Here is a 20,049-nt window from a genome sequence, read left to right as displayed (position 1 = left end):
CTTCATTTCACGGCCCTGTGGCCGATGTCGTGCCGGTACTGCGCGCCGTCGAAGTGGATGCCGCGCGCCACGTCGTACGCGCGCTGCTGCGCCTGCTTGACGCTGTCGGCCAGCGCCGTGACGCACAGCACGCGGCCGCCGCTGGTGCGCACCACGCCCTCGACGAGCTCGGTGCCGGCGTGGAAGACCATGGCGTCGTCGGCGTCGGGCGGCAGGCCGTTGATGGCGTCGCCCTTGCGCGGCGCCTCGGGGTAGCCGTGCGCGGCCATCACCACGCCGAGCGCGGTGCGGCGGTCCCACTGCAGCTCGACCTGGTCGAGCTTGCCGTCCACGGCCGCGCCCAGCACGTCCACCAGGTCGCTCTTGAGGCGCATCAGGATCGGCTGCGTCTCCGGGTCGCCCATGCGGCAGTTGAATTCGAGCGTCTTGGGGTGGCCCTTGGCGTCGATCATCAGGCCTGCGTAGAGGAAGCCGGTGTAGGGGATGCCGTCCTTTTCCATGCCGCGGATGGTGGGCAGGATGACCTCGCGCATGGCGCGCGCGTGCACGTCGGCCGTGACCACCGGCGCGGGCGAATACGCGCCCATGCCGCCCGTGTTGGGGCCCTGGTCGCCATCCTTCAGGCGCTTGTGGTCCTGGCTGGTGGCCAGGGCGGCGACGTTCTTGCCGTCGCACAGCACGATGAAGCTCGCCTCCTCGCCTTCGAGGAACTGCTCGATCACCACGCGCGCCCCGCCGTCGTTGTGGGCCACGCCGTACTTGTTGTCCACCAGCATGAAATCCACCGCGTCGTGGGCTTCCTCGGCGGTCATGGCCACCACCACGCCCTTGCCGGCGGCCAGGCCGTCGGCCTTGACCACGATGGGCGCGCCCAGGCGGTCCACGAAGGCATGGGCCGCGGCCGGGTCGGTGAAGGTGTCGTAGTCGGCCGTGGGGATGCCGTGGCGGCGCATGAAGGCCTTGCTGAACGCCTTGGAGCTTTCGAGCTGCGCAGCGGCCTTCGTGGGGCCGAAGATGCGCAGGCCGTGGGCGCGGAACTCGTCGACCACGCCGGCGGCCAGCGGCGCCTCGGGGCCGACGACGGTCAGGCCGATCTTGTTCGCCTGCGCCCATTCGCGCAGCTCGCGCACGCCGGTGATGGGCACGTTCTCGAACTTCGCGTCGAGCGCCGTGCCGCCGTTGCCGGGCGCCACGTAGACCTTGCTGGCCTTGGGGGACTGGCCGAGCTTCCAGGCCAGCGCGTGTTCACGGCCGCCGCCGCCGATGACGAGGATCTTCATAACGCGGCGTTGTGGTAGACCTCTTGCACGTCGTCGAGGTCTTCGATCATGTCCAGGAGCTTCTGCATGCGCGCGGCGTCGTCGCCTTCGAGCTCGATGGTGTTCTCGGGGCGCATGGTCACCTCGGCCGCATCGGGCGTGAGGCCCGCGGCTTCCAGCGCGTTCTTCACGGCCTCGAAGTCGCCGGGAGCGGTAAGCACCTCGATGGCGCCGTCCTCGTCGGTCACGACGTCCTCGGCACCGGCCTCCAGCGCCACTTCCATGACCTGGTCCTCGCTGGTGCCGGGGGCGAAGATGAGCTGGCCCACGTGCTTGAACTGGAAGGCCACCGAGCCCTCGGTGCCCATGTTGCCGCCGTATTTGCTGAAGGCGTGGCGCACCTCGGCCACGGTGCGCACGCGGTTGTCGGTCATGGTGTCCACGATGATCGCGGCGCCGCCGATGCCATAGCCCTCGTAGCGGATTTCCTCGTAGTTCACGCCCTCGGCATTGCCGGTGGCCTTGTCGATGTTGTACTTGATGCGGTCGGCGGGCATGTTGGCCGCCTTGGCCTTGTCGATAGCCAGCCGCAGGCGGGGGTTGGCCGATACGTCGCCCCCACCGGCGCGCGCCGCCACGGTGATTTCACGAATGATGCGCGTCCAGATCTTTCCGCGCTTCTCATCCTGGCGACCCTTGCGGTGCTGGATGTTGGCCCATTTGCTGTGTCCTGCCACTGCAGCGTCCTTTGATTGATTTAATCTACCGTCCGCGATTCTACTTTTGACTCCCCCTCCTCCCGCACCGCCATGGCCGAACCCCTACTCATTGCACAGCGCGACTCCACCCAATGCCACCTGCTGCCCGGCCTGGCGAACCGCCACGGGCTGATCACCGGCGCCACCGGCACCGGCAAGACGGTGACGCTGCAGACCCTGGCCGAGCAGTTCTCGCGCATCGGCGTGCCGGTCTTCATGGCCGACGTGAAGGGCGACCTGACCGGCATCAGCCAGAAAGGCAGCATCCCCGAGAAGATGGCCGCCACATTGGCCGACCGGGGCCTGCCGCTGCCCGAGCCTGCCGCCTGCCCCACCACGCTGTGGGACGTGTTCGGAAGCCAGGGCCACCCCGTGCGCGCCACCATCTCCGACATGGGCCCGCTGCTGCTGGGCCGCATGCTGAACCTCAACGAGACCCAGCTCGGCGTGCTCAACCTGGTCTTCAAGATCGCCGACGACAACGGCCTGCTGCTGCTGGACCTGAAGGACCTGCGCGCCATGCTCACCCACGTGGGCGACAACGCCAAGGAGTTCACCACCGAGTACGGCAACATCAGCGCCGCCAGCGTGGGCGCCATCCAGCGCGGGCTGCTGGCCATCGAGAGCCAGGGCGGCGACAAATTCTTCGGCGAGCCCATGCTGAACATCAGCGACTTCATGCAGACCGTGGATGGCAAGGGCGTGGTCAACATCCTCGCGGCCGACAAGCTCATGAATTCGCCGCGCCTGTATGCCACGTTCCTCCTGTGGATGCTCTCGGAGCTGTTCGAGCAGTTGCCCGAGATCGGCGACCCCGACAAGCCCAAGCTGGTGTTCTTCTTCGACGAGGCCCACCTGCTGTTCAACGAAGCGCCCAAGGTGCTCGTGGAGCGCATCGAACTCGTGGTGCGCCTGGTGCGATCCAAGGGCGTGGGCGTGTACTTCGTCACCCAGAACCCGCTGGACATTCCCGACAGCGTGCTCGCGCAGCTGGGCAACCGCGTGCAGCACGCGCTGCGCGCCTTCACCCCGCGCGACCAGAAGGCCGTGAAGGCCACGGCCACCACCATGCGGCCCAAGGCGGGACTGAACATCGAGGCCGCCATCACCGAGCTGGCCGTGGGCGAGGCGCTGGTGAGCTTCCTCGACGCCAAGGGCCGCCCCTGCGAGACCGAGCGCGTCTACGTGCTGCCGCCCGGCAGCCAGATCGGCCCCATCACCGACGCGCAGCGCCGCGCGCTCATAGCCGGCTCGCTCGTCGCCGGCATCTACGACACGCCCGTGGACCGCGAATCGGCCTATGAGAAGCTGCGCGGCCGCGCTGACGAGGCCGCTGCCGGCGCCGCATCCAGGGCGCCCAACGGCAAGGCCGCGCCGCAGGACGACGGCGGCCTGATGGGCAACCTGAACGACGTGCTGTTCGGCAGCACCGGCCCGCGCGGCGGCAAGAAGGACGGGCTGGTGCAGACCATGGCCAAGTCCGCCGTGCGCACCATGGGCACCAACCTGGGCAAGGAAATCCTGCGCGGCGTGCTCGGCGGGCTGCTGGGCGGCAGGAAGCGCTGACCCTTCAAGGCCAAATCAGCCTCCAACGCTTATCCATAAAGCGCAAGCAGCTACTTTTTCAGGAGCAACCCCGATGATCGACCTGTACTACTGGACCACCCCGAACGGCCACAAGATCACGCTGTTCCTCGAAGAAAGCGGCCTGCCCTACCGTATCCACCCAGTGAACATCGGCAAGGGCGAGCAGTTCGCGCCCGAGTTCCTGCGCATCGCGCCCAACAACCGCATCCCTGCCATCGTGGACCAGGCGCCCGCGGGCGGCGGCGCGCCGCTGTCCGTCTTCGAGTCCGGCGCCATCCTGCTGTACCTGGCCGAGAAGACCGGGCGCTTCCTCCCGCAGGACCTGCGCGGGCGCACCGAGGCGCTGCAGTGGCTGTTCTGGCAGATGGGCGGCCTGGGGCCCATGGCCGGGCAGAACCACCACTTCACGCAGTACGCGCCCGAGCAGATCCCCTATGCCATCGACCGCTACGTGAAAGAGACCGCGCGCCTGTACGGCGTGCTCGACAAGCACTTGGCCGATGGCCGCGACTACATCGCGGGCGGCTATTCCATCGCCGACATGGCCTGCTACCCCTGGATCGTGCCGCACGAAAAGCAGCGCCAGGACCTGGCCGCCTTCCCGCACCTGCAGCGATGGTTCGCGCGCATCGCCGCGCGGCCCGCCACGCAGCGCGCCTACGCACTGGCCCAGAGCATCAACACCGCGCCTACGGTGGACGAGGCCGCCAGGAAGGTGCTGTTCGGCCAGGACGCTTCCACCGTGCGGCGCTGAGGTCCCGCAGGCGACAGCGCCGCGCGCTGCACGCCCTACATTGGCGGCCCATGAACGATCTGCGCTGCTTCACCCTCTCCACCCAGGACCACGTCGCCCACCTGGTGCTCGACCGCCCCGAGGCGATGAACACCATGCACCCCGCCTTCTGGCGCGAGCTGGACCAGGTGCTGGACCACCTGCACCGCGCCGGCGACGCGCGGGCACTGGTCGTCAGCAGCACCGGCAAGCACTTCAGCGCGGGCATGGCGCTGGAGACCTTCGGCGGTGCCATCACGCTGGACGACCGCAGCCCCGAGGGGCGCGCCGCCATCTTCGACCTGCTCACCGACATGCAGGCCACGTTCACGCGCATCGAGAGCCTGCGCATGCCGGTGATCGCCGCCATCCACGGCGGCTGCATCGGCGGCGCGGTGGACATGGTGGCGGCCGCCTGCATCCGCTACGCCACGCGCGACGCGTTCTTCTGCATCCAGGAAATCAACATCGGCATGGTGGCCGACGTGGGCACGCTGCAGCGCCTGCCCAAGCTCATGCCGCTGGGCCTGCTCAAGGAGCTGGCCTACACCGGCCGCCGCCTGCCGGCCGAGCGCGCGCTGGCCTGCGGGCTGGTGACCGAGCTGTTCGGCTCGCACGAGGAACTGGTCGCCGGCGCCCTGGCCTGCGCGCGCGAGATCGCCGCCAAGCCGCCCGTCGCCATCTGGGGCACCAAGCAGGCCGTGCACTACGCGCGCGACCACGGCGTGGAAGACAGCCTGCGCCAGATGGGCTGGCTGCAGGGCGCCATCTGGAGCAACCGCCACGTGGGCGAGGCCGTGGCCGCCATGCAGCAGCGGCGCGCGGGCGACTTCCCGGCCCTGGCGCCGCTCAAGCGCTTCAGCGAACTCTAAATTCATAGCTGCCAGCGCTTTCTGGACAAGCGCTGGAGGCGGTTTCGGCATGAAAGATTGCCGCACTCCCGGCTATGATGGCGCGCCCCCTCATCCCCCCGGAAAGCGCCCGCCATGCATCTGCCCACCTACGACGACGTCGCCGAAGCCGCCCACCGCCTCAAGGGCATGGCGCACCGCACGCCGGTGCTGCGCTCCAGCACGGCCGACGCGCTGCTGGGCGCCGAGCTGTTCTTCAAGTGCGAGAACCTGCAGCGCATGGGCGCATTCAAGTTCCGCGGCGCCTTCAACGCCCTGGCGCAGTTCACCGAGGCGCAGCGCCAGCGCGGCGTGCTGGCTTTCTCGTCGGGCAACCATGCGCAGGCCATCGCGCTGTCGGCGCGCCTGCTGGAGATGCCCGCCGTCATCGTCATGCCCCAGGACGCGCCCGCCGCCAAGATAGCCGCCACGCGCGGCTACGGCGCCGAGGTCGTCACCTACGACCGCTTCACCGAGGACCGCGAGGCCATCAGCCGCCGCCTGGCTCATGAGCGCGGCATGACGCTGATCCCGCCGTTCGACCACCCCCACGTCATCGCCGGCCAGGGCACCGTGGCCCTGGAACTCATCGAGGACGTGCCGCACCTGGACTACCTGTTCACCCCGCTGGGCGGCGGCGGCCTGCTGTCGGGCTGCGTGCTGGCCGCGCGCCAGCACGCGCCGCAGTGCCGTGTGGTCGGCGTGGAGCCCGCGGCCGGCAACGACGGCCAGCAATCCCTGCGCGCAGGCCGCATCGTGCGCATCGACACGCCGCGCACCATTGCCGATGGCGCGCAGACCCAGGCGCTGGGCGAAATCACCTTTCCCATCATCCAGGCGGGCGTCGCCGACATCGCCACCGCCACCGACGCGCAGCTGGCCGAGGCCCTGCGCTTCTTCGCCGAGCGCATGAAGATCGTCGTGGAGCCCACGGGCGCATTGGCCTTCGCGGGCGCACGCCATGGCGGCATCGACCTGGCCGGCAAGCGCGTGGGCATCGTCCTGAGCGGCGGCAACGTGGACCTGGCGCGCTACGCCGAGATCCTGGCTGGCTGAACCGGCGTGCAAAAATCGGGCATCCCTTTTCACGAAAAACACCCCTCCATGAGCAACGTCCACGTCATCGACCATCCCCTGGTGCAGCACAAGCTCACCCTGATGCGCAAGAAGGACGCGAGCACCAACAGCTTCCGCCGCCTGCTGGGCGAGTTGTCCACCCTCATGGCCTACGAGGTCACGCGCGACATGCCGCTGCAGGACGTGCAGATCGAGACCCCGCTGGAGACCATGACCGGCAAGGTGATCGACGGCAAGAAGCTGGTGCTGGTCTCCATCCTGCGTGCGGGCAACGGCTTCCTGGACGGCATGCTCAACGTGGTGCCCGGCGCGCGCATCGGCCACATCGGCCTGTACCGCGACCCGGCCACGCTGCAGCCCGTGGAGTACTACTTCAAGATGCCCTCGGAGATGGCCGAGCGCGACATCATCGTCGTGGACCCCATGCTCGCCACCGGCAACTCCGCCGCCGCCGCGGTGCAGCGCCTCAAGCAGCTGCAGCCGCGCTCCCTCAAGTTCGTCTGCCTGCTGGCCGCGCCCGAGGGTGTGGCCACGCTGCAAAAGGCCCACCCCGACGTGCCCATCTACACGGCGGCGATCGACCGCGAGCTGAACGACCACGGCTACATCCTGCCCGGCCTGGGCGACGCGGGCGACCGGATCTTCGGAACGAAGTAAGAAGCTGCTGCCTTACTGCGGCACGATCTGCCCCACTGTGGCGGAGCCCGCGGCGGCCGGAGCCGGTACCGGCGCGTCGGCCCAGCCTGCCATGAGATCGCCCGCCATGGCCTTGAGCAGGCGGGTTTCGCGCGCATCGAACACGTGCGCCTGCGTGTCCAGCAGGCACAGCGCGCCCAGCACGTGGCCCGCCGCGTCGCGCAGGGGCACGCCGGCATAGAAGCGCAGCCGGCGCTCGCGCAGCGCGGGGTTGCCGGCGAAGCGCGCATCCCGGGCGATGTCGGGCACCACCAGCGGCTGTCCCGACGCCACCACGTGGCCGCATAGCGACAGCTCGCGCGGCAGCGTGTCGCACGCAGGGGCCTCGGGCTCGCCCTCCTCCGCGGCGGGCAGGCGCCCGTGGCTGCACAGGGCCGTCTGGCGGTCCTGGTCCACCAGCGACACCATGGCGAACGGCACGTCGAAGATGTCCGCCGCGCGCTGGGCCGCGTGCTGGCACAGCCGGCGCAGGGTGTCGCTGTCCAGCGCGCCGCTGGCCAGCAGGGCCTGCACGCGCTCGGCGTCGCCCGCGGGAACGGGCGCGACCTCGAACGCCTCGCCGGCCGGACCGCCCTGCAGCTGGGCCACCTGCGCCAGCGCCTCTTCCAGCGAAGTGGCCACGGCGTCGGCCCCCAGCAGCGCGCCGTCGCCTTCGGCCGGCAGGTCTTCCAGCGGCTCGCCCAAGAGCGCGAGCACGATGCGCAGGTGCGGCCATTGGCGCCGCAGCCGCCGGCAGGCATGGCGTGCGGCGGCGGCGGGCTGGGGCGACAGCCAGACCACGCAGGCCACGCGCACGGCCTCCAGCCCCTGCGGCGGCTCGGCCGTGGCGGGGCCGGCGGCCCATGTCTGCGCCGGACAGCCGCGCAGCGACAGCGCATGCGCCGCCATGCGTGCGGCGAGGTGGTCCATCTCCCACTTGCCGCCCAGGCAGGCAACGCGTGGCGCGGCCGAAGGCACGATCGGCTCGGGGTACTGCTCCTGCAGGTCGTCCAGCAGCTCGTCCATGCCCTCCACCAGCCGCAGCCGGTGCTCGGGCGTGGCCACGCGCGCGTGGTCGCCCACCGCCATGCGCAGCACGGGCAGGCCGATCTGGGCATAGAACGCGGGCACGGAGCCCTGCAGCGCCTCGATCTGCGCGACGCTGAGCTCGATGGCCTCTTCGGCGTCGTCGGCCAGCAGCCGCTGGTAGATGCGCGTGGGCTCGTCCAGCACGGCCCGGCTGCCCAGCAGCACGTCCAGGAAGGCGAGCTGCGGCAGGTAGCGGCCGACGACCAGCAGGCAAACGGTGAGCGGCGTGGACATGATCAGGCCCACCGGCCCCCACAGCGCCGTCCAGAAGGTGGCCGCCACGATGAGCGACAGGGCCGACAGCCCGGTGCTGGAGCCGTAGAGCCAGGGCTCGATCACGTTGTTGCTGATCAGCTCCAGCACCACGATGAGGCCGATGGTCCACAGCACCAGGGTCCAGCCCGGGTCCACGGCGAAAGCCAGCGTGACGGGGAAGGCCGCCGCGATCAGCGGCCCCACGTAGGGCACGAAGCGCATGACCGCCGCCAGCGCGCCCCAGAGCAGCGCGCCGGGCACGCCGATGAGCCACAGGCCCAGCCCCATCGGGATGCCGTAGGTCACGTTGACCAGCAACTGCATGGTGAGGTAGCGCGAGATGCGCCCGCCCGCCTCGTCCATGGCGTCGGTGGCGCGGTGCAGGTCGGCGCCCCACAGGCGCAGCAGGCGGTCGCGCAGGTCCACCCGGTCCAGCAGGATGAAGACCACGAACACCAGCACCAGGCCCGCCTGCGTGAGCGGGCCGCTCAGCGCCCCCAGCGCGGCCATGGCCTGCTGCGCGGGCGTGAGCTGCGGCGGCTGCACCTGCACCTGCTGCACGGCGCGCTGCGTGCCGCCGCCGCCCGGCAGCACGGGCCCGGCTGCCTCGACCTCGCGCTGCACGATGTCCAGCGTGCGCTTGGCGCCGTCGAACATGCCCGGCGCGCGCAGCTCCTGGCGCAGGGCGCGCAGCTTCTTGCGGATGGTGGTCTGGTAGGACGGCAGCTGCGCGCTGAGTTCGCGCGCCTCCTTGGCCACGAACAGCCCCGCGACGCCCAGCGCCATCAGCGTGGCCAGCACCACGGCGATGACTGCCGGCAGGCGCGGCAGGCCGATGCGCTTGAGCCGCGCCACCAGCGGTTCGAGCACGAAGCTGAGCAGGAAGGCCAGCGCCAGCGGCACCAGGATGGAGCTGCCCGCATACAGCCCGGCGATGAGCAGGGCCGCGATGACCAGCCCGGTCATGAACCGCAGGCTGGGCACCAGCGCATCGAGCGCGGTGCCGCGCGCCGCGGCCCCCATCCGGGGCACATGCGGCGGCCGATGCCGCGGGGGTGGGGTTTCGGTGCTGCCCATGGTGCTCGCAGGGGTGGGGATGGCGCATTCTCCGGCCCCGGCGCGCGGGCAACTGTAGGTCAAACGGCCATCAGCGCGGCGGCGCAACCAGATCCCACTCGGCGATCTGCTCGTTGGCGGCCACCAGCCGGCCCACGAGCAGCTGGATGAAGGCCTTGTCGAAGCGCGACTGCAGTTCGTCCGAGGCGCCGCGCAGCGCCGGGTTGCGCACCTTGAGCAGCAGCGCCTCGGTGCGCGCCGTGGCGGTGGCGGAGCGCACGCGCGCATCGGGGCGCAGGTAGCTCATCTCGCCGATGGTCACGCCCGGCCCGAGCACGCTGAGCTGCCAGCCCTGGCGCGTGACCAGCACCTCGCCCTCCAGGATCAGGCTGAACGAATCGCCCGCCGCGCCCTCCTGCATGAGCACCGTGCCGGCAGGCACGCGCAGCCAGCGGCCCAGGCGCATCAGCTCCCAGAGCGCCACGTCGTGGAAATCGGCCAGGAAGCCCAGCGCGCGCAGGCGCGCGAAGCGCTCGGCCTCGGTGTCCTGCGAGCGCAGGCGCGGCAGGGCCTGCTGCACTGCCAGCAGCGCATCGCCGAATTCGGCCCAGGTGGGGTAGCGCTCCCGCGGGTTCTTGGCCAGCGCACGCAGCAGCACCGCGTCCACGCTGGCGGGCAGCGCCGCGCGCAGCAGGCTGGGCGCGGCGGGCGTGTCGTTGCCGATGCGGTAGAGCGTGGCGTAGTCGCTCTCGCCCGCGAACGGATGGCGGCCGGTGAGCAGCTCGTAGAGCGTGACGGCCAGCGAGAACATGTCGCTGGCATGCGTCAGCGGCTGCTCGCGCACCTGCTCGGGCGACATGTAGGCGGGCGAGCCCACCAGGCCCGCGAGCTGCGTGGCCTCGCTGCGCAGCGACAGCGCCGCGCCGAAGTCGGTCAGCTTGACCTCGCCGCCCGCCGTCAGGAGCAGGTTGGCGGGCTTGATGTCGCGGTGCACCAGCCCCTCGCGCTGGGCGTATTCGAGGGCGTTGGCGCATTTGAAGGCGATGTCCAGCACCTGCGGCACGGGCAGCAGCGCGTCGGCGCGGGCATGGCGCGAAAGCGCGCCGCCTTCCACGTATTCCAGCACCAGGTAGGGCTGGCGGGCGTCGTCGTCGGCGTCGAGCAGGCGCACGATGTGCGGGTGGCGCAGGCGCCCGGCCAGCCGCGCCTCGTTGCGCAGCAGGCGCCGGTGGCGCTCGGCCTGCGCGGGATCGGCCAGCAGGTGCGCATGCGTCTGCTTGATGGCCACCTGCCGGCCGCGAAAACCGTCCACGCCCAGGTAGACGACGCCGCTGGCGCCGCGCCCCAGCTCGCGCTCCACGCGGTACTTGCCGATGCTGGCGGGCGGCGGGGGCGGTGCGGCGGGCATGGCGGGCGCTTTCATGGACGGGGTGCGGGCGCAAGAATACCAATAAAATCCGGCTCCAGCGCTTTCATGGCAAGCGCAGCCAGCTATCAAAAAGAAAGCATTGACCTCCGCCACTCCCCTCGTCTCCGCCGGCACGCTGCTGGGCGGCATCGGCCTGTTCCTGCTGGGCATGACCATGCTCACCGGCGGGCTCAAGCTGGCGGCGGGCAAGGCGCTGGAGCGCATGCTCGCGGCCTGGACGCGCACGCCCCTGCACGGCCTGGCCACGGGCGTGGCGCTCACCGCGCTGGTGCAGTCGTCCACGGCGATGACGGTGGCAGCCATCGGCTTCGTCAACGCGGGGCTGCTGGGCTTCACGCCGGCGCTGTGGGTGGTGTTCGGCTCCAACCTGGGCTCGTCGGTCACGGGCTGGCTAGTGGCGTGGCTGGGCTTCGCGGTGAAGGTGGACGCCTTCGCCCTGCCCTTCATCGGCCTGGGCATGGCCCTGCACCTCACGGGCGGCGCCACGCGGCGCGGCGCGCTGGGGCAGGCGGTGGCGGGCTTCGGCGTGCTGTTCCTGGGCATCGAGCTGCTGCGCGAGGGCTTCACGGGCCTGGGCCCGCAGACGCTGCCGCCGCTGGCGGCCGACCTGCCCGGGCGGCTGCTGGGCGTGCTCATCGGCGTGCTGATGACGGTGGTGCTGCAGGCCTCGTCGGCCACGCTGGCCATCGTGCTCACGGCCGTCGCGGGCGGCTCGCTGCCCGTGGAGGCGGGCGCGGCCATCGTCATCGGCGCCAACGTAGGCACCACGCTCACCGGCATCCTCGCGGCCCTGCGCGCCACGCCCAACGCGCGGCGCCTGGCGGCGGCGCACGTGCTGTTCAACGTGGTGGCGGCCGTGGCGGCCTTCGCGCTGCTGGCGCCGCTGCTCGCGGCCATCCACGCCGTGGGCGTGTGGCTCACGGGCCGGGGCGACGCGGTGACGCAGCTCGTGATCTTCCACACCACCTTCAATGCGCTGGGCGTGCTGCTCATGTGGCCGCTGTCGGGGCCGCTGGTGCGCTTCCTGCAGGCGCGCTTCCGCTCCGCCGAGGAGGACGAGGCCCGCCCCCGCTACCTCGACCGCAACGTGGCTGCCGTGCCCGCCCTGGCGCTTCAGGCCCTGCGCCGCGAGATGGAGCGCGTGGGCCACCTGGCCATGCGCCTGGGCATGGACGCGATGCGCCTCGCCCCTTGCGCCCTGCCCTGGCCGCCCGCCCCGCCGCAGGCCCAGGAGCGGCTGGCGCGCCAATTGCAAACACTGGAGCAGTTGCAGCAGCAGGTGGGCGCCTTCGTGGGCGAAGCAGGCCGCCAGCCATTGCCATCGGACGTGGCCGCGCAGATGCCGGAGCTGCTGCGCATCGCCGCCTACTACGACACGCTGGCGCGCGTGATGCACCAGGTCGGCCTGCAAGCCCTGCGCGCGCCGCGCCCCACGGGAGAGCCGCCGCTGCTGGATGCGCTGGTGCCGGCCTGCGCAGCGGCGCTGGCCTTCTTCGAGACGGCCGACCCGCAGGCCGGCGCCGCGCCCGCGGCCATCGACGCCGCGCGCGCCGTGTTCGACACGGCCTACGAAAATGCCAAGCTCGCCCTGCTGCGCGCGGGAGCACAGGGCGCGCTCGACGTGGCCGCCGTGCATGGGTGGGTGGGCCAGCTCGGCGACCTGCGCCGCGCCGTGGAGCAAGGGCACAAGGCCGCCGCGCGCCTGGCGGCGCTGCCGCCGCTGGTGGAATCGCTCTCCAGGAATTTGAATGAAAAAGGCCCCTAGCGCTTATCCAGCAAGCGCTAGCAGCTCTCAAAAGCAGAGCAATCGAGCGCCAGCGCTTCCAGCGCCAGGCCCACGTCCGCCTCCAGCTTGAACGCCAGCAGCCCGTCGGCACGCGTGCGCCCGCGGTTGACGGCCGCCACCGGCAGGCCGCGTTCGGCCGCCGCCTGCACGAAGCGGAAGCCCGAATACACCATGAGCGACGAGCCCGCGATCAGCACCGCATCGGCGCGCGCCAGGGCGGCGTGGGCCGCCTCCACGCGCTCGCGCGGCACGGCCTCGCCGAAGAACACCACGTCGGGCTTGAGCAGGCCGGTGCCGCAGCGCGGGCATGGCGGCACGTCGAAGCGGGAGAAGTCACGCCCCTCCAGGTCGGCATCGCCGTCGGGTGCGGCGCTGGCCTGCAATGCCGCCCAGGCGGGGTTGCGGCGCAGCAGCTCGGCTTGCAGTTCGGCGCGGGGCATGCGCGCCTCGCAGGCCATGCAGCGCACGGTGTCGATGCGCCCGTGCAGGTCGATCACACGCTGGCTGCCCGCCGCGTGGTGCAGGCCGTCCACGTTCTGCGTGAGCAGCAGCGCGATGCGGCCCGCGCGCTCCAGTTGCACCAGCGCGCGGTGCGCGGCGCCGGGGCGGGCGTTGCCCATGACGGGCCAGCCCACGAGGCTGCGCGCCCAGTAGCGGCGGCGCGTGGCCTCCTCGCCCATGAACGCCTGGTAGGTGACGGGCTGCGGACGCTTCCAGTCGCCGTTCTCGTCGCGGTAGTCGGGAATGCCCGCCTCGGTGCTGCAGCCCGCGCCGGTGATGACGAACAGGCGCGGGTGGCGCCGCGCCCAGTCGATCAGCGCGCCCGCGTCACATGCCGGGGGCGATGCTTTCGGCGTAGTCATAGATGGCGCCCAGGATGGCCTGGTCCCGCTCGTTCGCGCGTTCGTCGGCCTGCTCGCCCAGCGTGTCCAGGCGCTCGAACAGCGCGTCGAACGTGAGGCCGCCGCCCTCGCCTTCCATGAGCACGGCGGCACGGTGCTCCTCCCAGCGCTCGTGCTCCTCGGGCGTGAGGGTCTCAGGAAAGTTGCGCGCACGATAGCGCCACAGCAGCTCGCCCAGGCGCTCGTCGTCGAAGCCGGGGCGCTCGCGCGCCAGCTCCTCGGGCGGCAGCGCGCGCAGGCGCGCGAGGCGGCGGCGGTCCTCGTTGCCGACGAAGCCGCCGTACAGGTCCTGGTCCACGTCCACCGGGCCTGCGGCCTCGCGCTGGAACACCTCGGCCCAGATAGCGCTCATGTCGGACAGCGCGCGGGCGGCCTCGGCATGGCGCGCGGCGGTGGCCAGGTCGATCTGCCAGCGCTCGGCCATCGCGGGCGCGAGCGTGTTCACGTTGCCCACGACCATGGGCGACTTGTTCAGGTGCACGGTCTTGAGCGGCAGGCGCTGCACGCCCTCGGGCAGGTCGCCCGTGCGCGTGAACAGGCGCTGGCGGATGGCGGCGGCATCCAGGCGCGCGAGTTCGGAGGGGTCGTGCGCCAGATCCCAGGCGATCAGTTCGTTCTTGTTGACCGGGTGGCTCGCGAGCGGCCACATCACGGCGAGGCATCCGCGCTCGGGGCTGAACATGCCCGAGATGTGCAGGAAGGGCCGCGCCGTCTGCTGCGATGCGGGCAGGCGCAGCTCGGCGGCCACGCGGTCCTTCTTGTGCAGCGAGAGCGCGAAGTCGAACAGGCGCGGCTGCTTGTCGCGGATCAGCCGCGCCAGGGCGATGGTGGCGCGCACGTCCGAGAGCGCGTCGTGCGCCGCCTCGTGCGCGATGCCGTTGGCTTGGGTGAGGTGTTCGAGCTTGAAACTGGGCTTGCCGCTCATCTCGCCGCTCTGGTGCCGCGGCCATTCGATGCCGTCCGGGCGCAGCGCGTAGGTCATGCGCACCACGTCGAGCAGGTCCCAGCGGCCGCACTGGTTCTGCCACTCGCGCGCGTAGGGATCGATGAGGTTGCGCCAGAACATGAAGCGCGTGATCTCGTCGTCGAAGCGGATGGTGTTGTAGCCCACGCCGATGGTGCCGGGCCAGGCCAGCTCGGCCTCGATGCGGGCGGCGAACTGGTGCTCGGGCACGCCCTTTTCCAGGCAGAGCTGCGGCGTGATGCCGGTGATCAGGCAGGCCTCGGGGCTGGGCAGGTAGTCGGGTGCGGGCTGGCAGTAGAACATCAGCGGCTGGCCGATCTCGTTCAGGTCGGCATCGGTGCGGATGGCGGCGAACTGCGCGGGACGGTCGCGGCGCGTGTCGGCGCCGAAGGTTTCGTAGTCGTGCCAGAGGAAGGTGTGCATGAGGGAACGGTTGCAGCCGGAAACAAAGCCAAGCCCGAGTATGCATGGCCCGCGCCGTCACAATGGGCGCCATGCGTTCTCTGCTTTTGCCCACCGCCGTGAGCCTGGCGGTCCTCACGGGCTGTGCCACGCCGCCGGCCCCGCCCCCTGCTCCCGTCCCCCTGCCTTCCACACTGCCGCCGGTGGCGGCTGCGCCCGTACCGGCGCCCGTGCCCGCTCCGCCGCCAGCGCCGCAGGCGCCCGCCGCCAGCGGCCTGGCCGCGACGCTTGCCGGCTTCCACGCCTGGGTCCAGGCCTTCGCGCAGGAGGCGCTGGCGGCCGGCATCCGCCCGCAGACGCTGGAGGCCACGCTGGGCCACGCCCAGTGGCAGCCGCGCGTGGTGGAACTGGACCGCGCCCAGCCCGAATTCACCCGCCCGCCCTGGGCGTATCTGGACAGCGCCGTCTCGCCCCAGCGCGTGGCCCAGGGCCGCGAGCAGCTGCGCGCCCACGCCGCCGCGCTCGACGCCGCCGCAAAGCAGCACGGCGTGCCCGCCAGCGTCATCACGGCCATCTGGGGCATGGAGAGCAACTATGGCCGCAACTTCGGGAGTTTCCGCACCGTGGATGCGCTCGCCACGCTGGCCTACGACGGCCGCCGCCGCGACTGGGCGCGCGGCGAGCTGCTGGCCGCGCTGCGCATCGTCGACCAGGGCGACATCGCGGCGGACGCCATGATCGGCTCCTGGGCCGGCGCCATGGGCCACACGCAGTTCCTGCCCTCGGTGTTCCTGGCCCACGCCGTGGATGCCGACGGCGACGGCCGCCGCGACATCTGGGGCAGCGTGCCCGACGTGGCCGCGTCCACGGCCAATTTCCTCCGGCATTCGGGCTGGCGCAAGGGGGAAGATGGGGGCGAGCCCTGGGGCGTGGAGGTGCTGCTGCCGCCCGGCTTCGACTACGCACGCGCCGAACTCACGGTGCGCCAGGACGGCGCGGCCTGGGCTGCCGAGGGCGTGCGCGGCGTGGACGGCGGCCCGCTGCCCGCGTTGCAGGGCGCCAGCGTCCTCACACCCGCGGGCGCGCACGGCCCGGCGGTGCTCGTCGGCCCCAACTTCCGCGCGCTGCTGCGCTACAACAACTCGGTGAACTACGCGCTGGCCGTGGGCCTGCTCGCGCGCCAGATCGACGGCGGCGCCGGCCTGCAAACGCCCTGGCCGCGCGACCTGCAGCCGCTGTCGCGCGGCGAGGTGCAGGCGCTGCAGGAGCTGCTCAATGCGCGCGGCATGGACACCGGCACGCCCGACGGCGTGGCCGGCCCCGCCACGCGCGCGGGCGTGCGGCGCTACCAGCAGAGCCTGGGCCTGCCGGCCGACGGCTACGCCACGCGGGAGCTGCTGCAGCGGCTGCAGACGCCATGACTCCTGATTTGATAGCTGCCTGCGCTTTTCCAGCAAGCGCCAGCGGCCATTTTCTTCCATGAAAAAAGCCCGGCGATGCCGGGCTTTTCTTGCAGCGGAAAGTGCGCCTCAGGGCACCAGGATCACTTCCACGCGGCGGGCCTCGGCGTTGCTGCCGCTGGCCTGGGTCACTTCGGGCTTCTTCAGCTCGACCTTGTCCTCGGCCACGCCCAGGGCCTTGAGCGCTTCGCGCACGTTCAGGGCGCGCTGCTTGGCCAGCTCCTGGTTCAGCGCCAGGTCGCCCGTGGCGTCGTGAAAGCCCGAGATCTGGGCCGTCTTGCCTTCGGCCACGCCCTTGACCACATCGGCCAGCGCTTCGTTGGCGCCAGGGGCCAGCTCGGCCTTGGCCGTGGCGAAGAAGAACTTGACCACGCCGCCTTCCACCACCACGGTCGCCACGTCCTCGGTCACCACCACGCCGGGCGCGGCAGCGGGGGCTGCAACTGCGGCGGCGGGCGCCTGCACGGGCGCGTGCGCGATGCCGCGCTTGTAGACGACCACGCCCACGACGGTGGAGACCACCAGCGCGATCAGGGCGAAGAGGAACCCGAGTGCGAAGCGTTGCTGGCTATCGTCGTCGGAGCTGTTGAAGGACATGATGGAGACTCCCGTGAATAATGGGTGCGTTGGACAAAACCCGTCGATTGTAGAGTCTCGCCATGCCCGTGCCCGCCGCCCTTCCCGGCCCCCTGCGTGATCCGGCCCCGATGCTCCAGCACACGCTGGCGCAATGGGAGCGCCAGGGGGGCGACCTGTGGATCTTCGGCTACGGCTCGCTGATCTGGCGGCCCGACTTCGACCATGCCGAGCGGCGCGACGCCAGGGTGCACGGCTGGCACCGCGCGCTCAAGATGTGGAGCCGCGTGAACCGCGGCACGCCTGAGTGCCCGGGCCTGGTCTTCGGCATGCTGCCCGGCGGCAGCTGCCGGGGCACGGCCTTCCGCGTGGAGCGCGCGCACGCCCCGCAGGTCATGACCAACCTCTGGCAGCGCGAGATGGTGCTGGGCGTGTACGACCCGCGCTGGCTGCCCTGCCGCACGCCGCAGGGCACGGTGACGGCGCTGGCCTTCACGCTCTCGCCCAAGAGCCCCAGCCACACGGGCGTGCTGGCCGACGAGGACTACCGTCGCATCTTCGCCCAGGCGAGCGGCCTGTACGGCACCACGCGCGACTATGCCGAGGCCACCCATGCCGAGCTGCTGCGCATGGGCATCCGCGACAGGGCGCTCGCCCGTCTGATTGCGCTGGCGCGCGAACCAGGGTAGCTTGGCGGCTTTCAACCAGCAGGAGAGCCGCATGTTCCTTCGCCCCTTCCCCACTGCCGCCGCGGCGGCCGCCGTCCTCGCGCTCGCGGGCTGCGCATCGACCGCTTCCGCGCCCTCGGCCACCGCGCGGCTCGAACCCACGCGGGGTAATACCGCGCAGGGCACGGTGCGCTTCGTGCAAAGCGGCGCGGCCGTGCGCGTGAGCGGCGAGGTCAGCGGCCTCAAGCCGGGCTCCGAGCACGGCTTCCACATCCATGAGAAGGGCGACTGCTCCAGCGGCGACGGCAACAGCGCGGGCGGCCACTTCAACCCCACGGGCGCGCCGCACGGCCGCCACGGCCAGGGCACGCACCACACGGGCGACCTGCCCAGCCTGCGCGCGGACGCGAGCGGCGTGGCCACGTTCAACTTCGAGTCGCGCAGCATCAGCGTGGGCTCCGGCGCCACCAACATCGTCGGGCGCGGGCTGATCGTGCACGCCGCGCCGGACGACTACGTCACCCAACCCACGGGCAACGCCGGCGCGCGCCTGGCGTGCGCCGTGATCACGGCGCGCTGAGAACGTGTGAACGAATCCGCCATGCCCGCTCATCACGCCAAAACACGCCTGCCCGTCGTTGCAAATGCTCGCCATAGCCCGCGCTATGGCTGCGCTTTGCGCCTAGTGCAGCCGCGTTTTGACGCGCTGCTCGGCCACGCCGGATTCATTCACACGTTCTAACCGCCCTCGCTGCCCATGCGGGCACAATCGCCCGCATGAGCAGCCCCCTCTCCTCCTCCATCGCCGATCTGCGCAAGAGCTACGAGCGTGCCGAGCTCGGCGAAGACGCCTCCCACGCCGACCCGCTGCGCCAGTTCGACCAGTGGCTGCAGGAAGCCCTGGCCGCCCAGGTGCCCGAGCCCAACGCCATGACCCTGGCCACCGTGGGCAGCGACCTGCGGCCGAGCACGCGCATCGTGCTCGTCAAGGGCTACGACGAGCGCGGCATCGTCTGGTTCACCAACTACGACAGCCGCAAGGGCCGCCAGCTCGCAGGCAACCCCTATGCGGCGCTGCAGTTCCATTGGGTGGAGCTAGAGCGCGTGGTGCGCATCGAAGGCGTGGTGGAAAAGGTGAGCGACGCGGAGAGCGACGCCTATTTCGACAGCCGCCCGCTCGACTCGCGCATCGGCGCCTGGGCCAGCCCGCAGAGCCAGGTGATCAGCGGCCGCGGCGTGCTGGTAGCCAACGCGGCCAAGTACGGCGCGCAGTTCCTGCTCAAGCCCCCCGCCCGCCGCACTGGGGCGGCTTTCGCCTCCAGCCCGGCCAGTGGGAGTTCTGGCAGGGCCGCAAGAGCCGCCTGCACGACCGGCTGCGCTACCGGCAGGAAGGCGGCGCCTGGGTGCGCGAACGCCTGGCGCCCTGATCAGCGCATGAACCCCTGCGCGAGCAGCAGCGCCGCCGGCAGCGTGACGAGCGCCAGCGCGGCGGAGATGGCGATGGAGGAAGACACCTCGTCCTGCATCACGCGGTAGCGCTGGGTGAACAGCAGCACGTTGGCGCCCACGGGCATGGCGGCGGCGGTGAACATCACCGCGATGGCGGGCCCCGACAGGCCTAGCGCCCAGGCCATCAGGCCCAGCACCACCGGCAGCGCGAGGTTCTTCACGGCGGCGATGCGCACCGCGTCGCGCCAGTGCGCGCCGATGCGCGTGTGCGCCAGGGCGATGCCCACCAGCAGCAGCGCCATGGGCCCCAGCGCGGAGCCGACCACCTGCAGGGGCTTGTCCAGCGCCTGCGGCAGCGTCCAGCCCGTCTGCGCATACAGCAGGCCGGCCAGGATGGGCAGCGGCACCGGGTGGATGATGCTGTTGCGCACGGCCTGCCACACGGTGTGGGCCATGGGCCGGGGCTCCGCCTGGCCCGAGCGCTGCAGCTCGCGCGCCTCGGCCAGCTCGAACACCAGCGTGGCGGCCGTGAGCAGCACCAGCGAGTGCAGCGACACCAGCGTGAACAGCGTCACCAGGCCCTGCGGCCCGTAGACCAGGCCCACCAGCGGCACGCCGATCATTACCAGGTTGCCGAAGGTGTGCGCCAGCGCGCGCGCCGCCGCCCGCGTGGAAAAGCGGGTGAAGGCCAGCGTGAGCGCGAACAGCAATGCCACCGCCCCGAAGTACAGCGCCACGGGCTGGAAGTCCAGCTCCTGCAGGCGCACCTGGCCCATGGTGCGGAACAGCAGCGCCGGCGTGAGCACCAGGAACACGAGGTTCGACAGATCGGGGATGGCCGAGGCCCGCACCCACCCCACGCGGGCGGTGACGAAGCCCAGGCCGATGCACAGGATGACGGGAACCAGGGGCAGCAGAACGGAAGACAGCACGGCGGGCGCGGAAAGGGAAGCGGGCGCCAGTGTAGGCGCCCGCGCAGACACGCCCGCTGCGAA

At 71.3% G+C, this 20,049-nt stretch carries 17 protein-coding genes and 1 pseudogene; 10 read left to right on the top strand and 8 right to left on the bottom strand.

Going from position 1 to position 20,049, the window contains the following annotated elements; translation table 11 throughout:
* Positions 1-2 precede the first annotated feature (2 nt).
* Both purD and AAG689_RS09175 read right to left on the bottom strand, forming a co-directional pair.
* Positions 3-1,280, bottom strand: a complete 1,278-nt coding sequence (gene purD, locus AAG689_RS09180; protein ID WP_406625674.1) for a phosphoribosylamine--glycine ligase — start codon at positions 1,278-1,280, stop codon at positions 3-5.
* Positions 1,277-1,996, bottom strand: coding sequence for a YebC/PmpR family DNA-binding transcriptional regulator (locus tag AAG689_RS09175; RefSeq protein ID WP_406625673.1), 720 nt, complete (start codon positions 1,994-1,996; stop codon positions 1,277-1,279). Before AAG689_RS09175 ends, purD begins: the two co-directional genes overlap by 4 nt.
* 72 nt (positions 1,997-2,068) lie before the next feature.
* Here AAG689_RS09175 and AAG689_RS09170 point away from each other — a divergent pair, with 72 nt between their 5' ends.
* The 5 genes from AAG689_RS09170 to upp all read left to right on the top strand — a co-directional run bounded on the left by AAG689_RS09170 (position 2,069) and on the right by upp (position 7,000).
* Positions 2,069-3,583: a helicase HerA-like domain-containing protein gene (locus AAG689_RS09170; protein WP_406625672.1), complete on the top strand. Its 1,515-nt coding sequence runs from the start codon at positions 2,069-2,071 to the stop codon at positions 3,581-3,583.
* 73 nt (positions 3,584-3,656) lie between these two features.
* Positions 3,657-4,358 carry a glutathione binding-like protein gene (locus AAG689_RS09165; RefSeq protein WP_406625671.1) on the top strand — a complete coding sequence of 234 codons (702 nt, stop codon included), beginning with the start codon at positions 3,657-3,659 and terminating at the stop codon, positions 4,356-4,358.
* A gap of 50 nt (positions 4,359-4,408) precedes the next feature.
* Entirely contained in the window at positions 4,409-5,248 is an 840-nt protein-coding gene (locus tag AAG689_RS09160) for an enoyl-CoA hydratase-related protein (RefSeq protein ID WP_406625670.1), read from the top strand.
* A 114-nt stretch (positions 5,249-5,362) separates the two neighbouring features.
* Positions 5,363-6,322: a threo-3-hydroxy-L-aspartate ammonia-lyase gene (locus tag AAG689_RS09155; protein WP_406625669.1), complete on the top strand. Its 960-nt coding sequence runs from the start codon at positions 5,363-5,365 to the stop codon at positions 6,320-6,322.
* 48 nt (positions 6,323-6,370) lie between these two features.
* Entirely contained in the window at positions 6,371-7,000 is a 630-nt protein-coding gene (gene upp, locus AAG689_RS09150; RefSeq protein ID WP_020228951.1) for a uracil phosphoribosyltransferase, read from the top strand.
* Positions 7,001-7,012: 12 nt separating this feature from the next.
* Here the strand turns inward: upp and AAG689_RS09145 are convergent, their stop codons facing one another.
* A complete protein-coding gene (locus AAG689_RS09145) occupies positions 7,013-9,439 on the bottom strand; it encodes an AI-2E family transporter (RefSeq protein WP_406625668.1) in 2,427 nt (808 codons plus the stop codon).
* Positions 9,440-9,509: 70 nt separating this feature from the next.
* Complete coding sequence (locus AAG689_RS09140) at positions 9,510-10,826, bottom strand: protein kinase domain-containing protein (RefSeq protein WP_406626317.1); 1,317 nt, start codon at positions 10,824-10,826, stop codon at positions 9,510-9,512.
* Positions 10,827-10,926: 100 nt separating this feature from the next.
* Between AAG689_RS09140 and AAG689_RS09135 the strand changes: the two genes are divergently transcribed.
* Positions 10,927-12,612, top strand: a complete 1,686-nt coding sequence (locus AAG689_RS09135; RefSeq protein WP_406625667.1) for a Na/Pi cotransporter family protein — start codon at positions 10,927-10,929, stop codon at positions 12,610-12,612.
* A 17-nt stretch (positions 12,613-12,629) separates the two neighbouring features.
* On the opposite strand, the gene AAG689_RS09130 is transcribed toward AAG689_RS09135, so the two are convergent.
* Positions 12,630-13,496, bottom strand: coding sequence for an NAD-dependent protein deacetylase (locus AAG689_RS09130; RefSeq protein WP_406625666.1), 867 nt, complete (start codon positions 13,494-13,496; stop codon positions 12,630-12,632).
* Positions 13,462-14,922, bottom strand: a complete 1,461-nt coding sequence (gene sbcB / locus AAG689_RS09125) for an exodeoxyribonuclease I (protein ID WP_406625665.1) — start codon at positions 14,920-14,922, stop codon at positions 13,462-13,464. The genes AAG689_RS09130 and sbcB overlap by 35 nt, the downstream gene beginning before the upstream one ends.
* 71 nt (positions 14,923-14,993) lie before the next feature.
* On the opposite strand from sbcB, the gene AAG689_RS09120 reads away from it, so the two are divergent.
* Entirely contained in the window at positions 14,994-16,322 is a 1,329-nt protein-coding gene (locus tag AAG689_RS09120; RefSeq protein WP_406625664.1) for a lytic murein transglycosylase, read from the top strand.
* Between the two features lie 108 nt (positions 16,323-16,430).
* Here the strand turns inward: AAG689_RS09120 and AAG689_RS09115 are convergent, their stop codons facing one another.
* Positions 16,431-16,958 carry an OmpA family protein gene (locus tag AAG689_RS09115; protein WP_406625663.1) on the bottom strand — a complete coding sequence of 176 codons (528 nt, stop codon included), beginning with the start codon at positions 16,956-16,958 and terminating at the stop codon, positions 16,431-16,433.
* 62 nt (positions 16,959-17,020) lie between these two features.
* On the opposite strand from AAG689_RS09115, the gene AAG689_RS09110 reads away from it, so the two are divergent.
* From AAG689_RS09110 to pdxH, 3 genes and pseudogenes are all read left to right on the top strand, one after another.
* Complete coding sequence (locus tag AAG689_RS09110) at positions 17,021-17,626, top strand: gamma-glutamylcyclotransferase (protein WP_406625662.1); 606 nt, start codon at positions 17,021-17,023, stop codon at positions 17,624-17,626.
* A gap of 31 nt (positions 17,627-17,657) precedes the next feature.
* Positions 17,658-18,185 (top strand): superoxide dismutase family protein, encoded by a 528-nt coding sequence (locus AAG689_RS09105; RefSeq protein ID WP_406625661.1) that lies wholly within the window; start codon positions 17,658-17,660, stop codon positions 18,183-18,185.
* A gap of 197 nt (positions 18,186-18,382) precedes the next feature.
* A pseudogene (gene pdxH / locus AAG689_RS09100) lies at positions 18,383-19,032 on the top strand (pyridoxamine 5'-phosphate oxidase).
* Here the strand turns inward: pdxH and AAG689_RS09095 are convergent.
* A complete protein-coding gene (locus AAG689_RS09095; RefSeq protein ID WP_020228465.1) occupies positions 19,033-19,986 on the bottom strand; it encodes an AEC family transporter in 954 nt (317 codons plus the stop codon).
* Positions 19,987-20,049: the final 63 nt, after the last annotated feature.

The organism is Acidovorax sp. SDU_ACID1 (assembly GCF_045291395.1).
Classification (GTDB): Bacteria; Pseudomonadota; Gammaproteobacteria; order Burkholderiales; family Burkholderiaceae_C; genus MR-S7.
The sequence above is the reverse complement of the archived record's forward strand: the minus strand, read 5'-3'. Positions and strand labels throughout refer to the sequence as shown.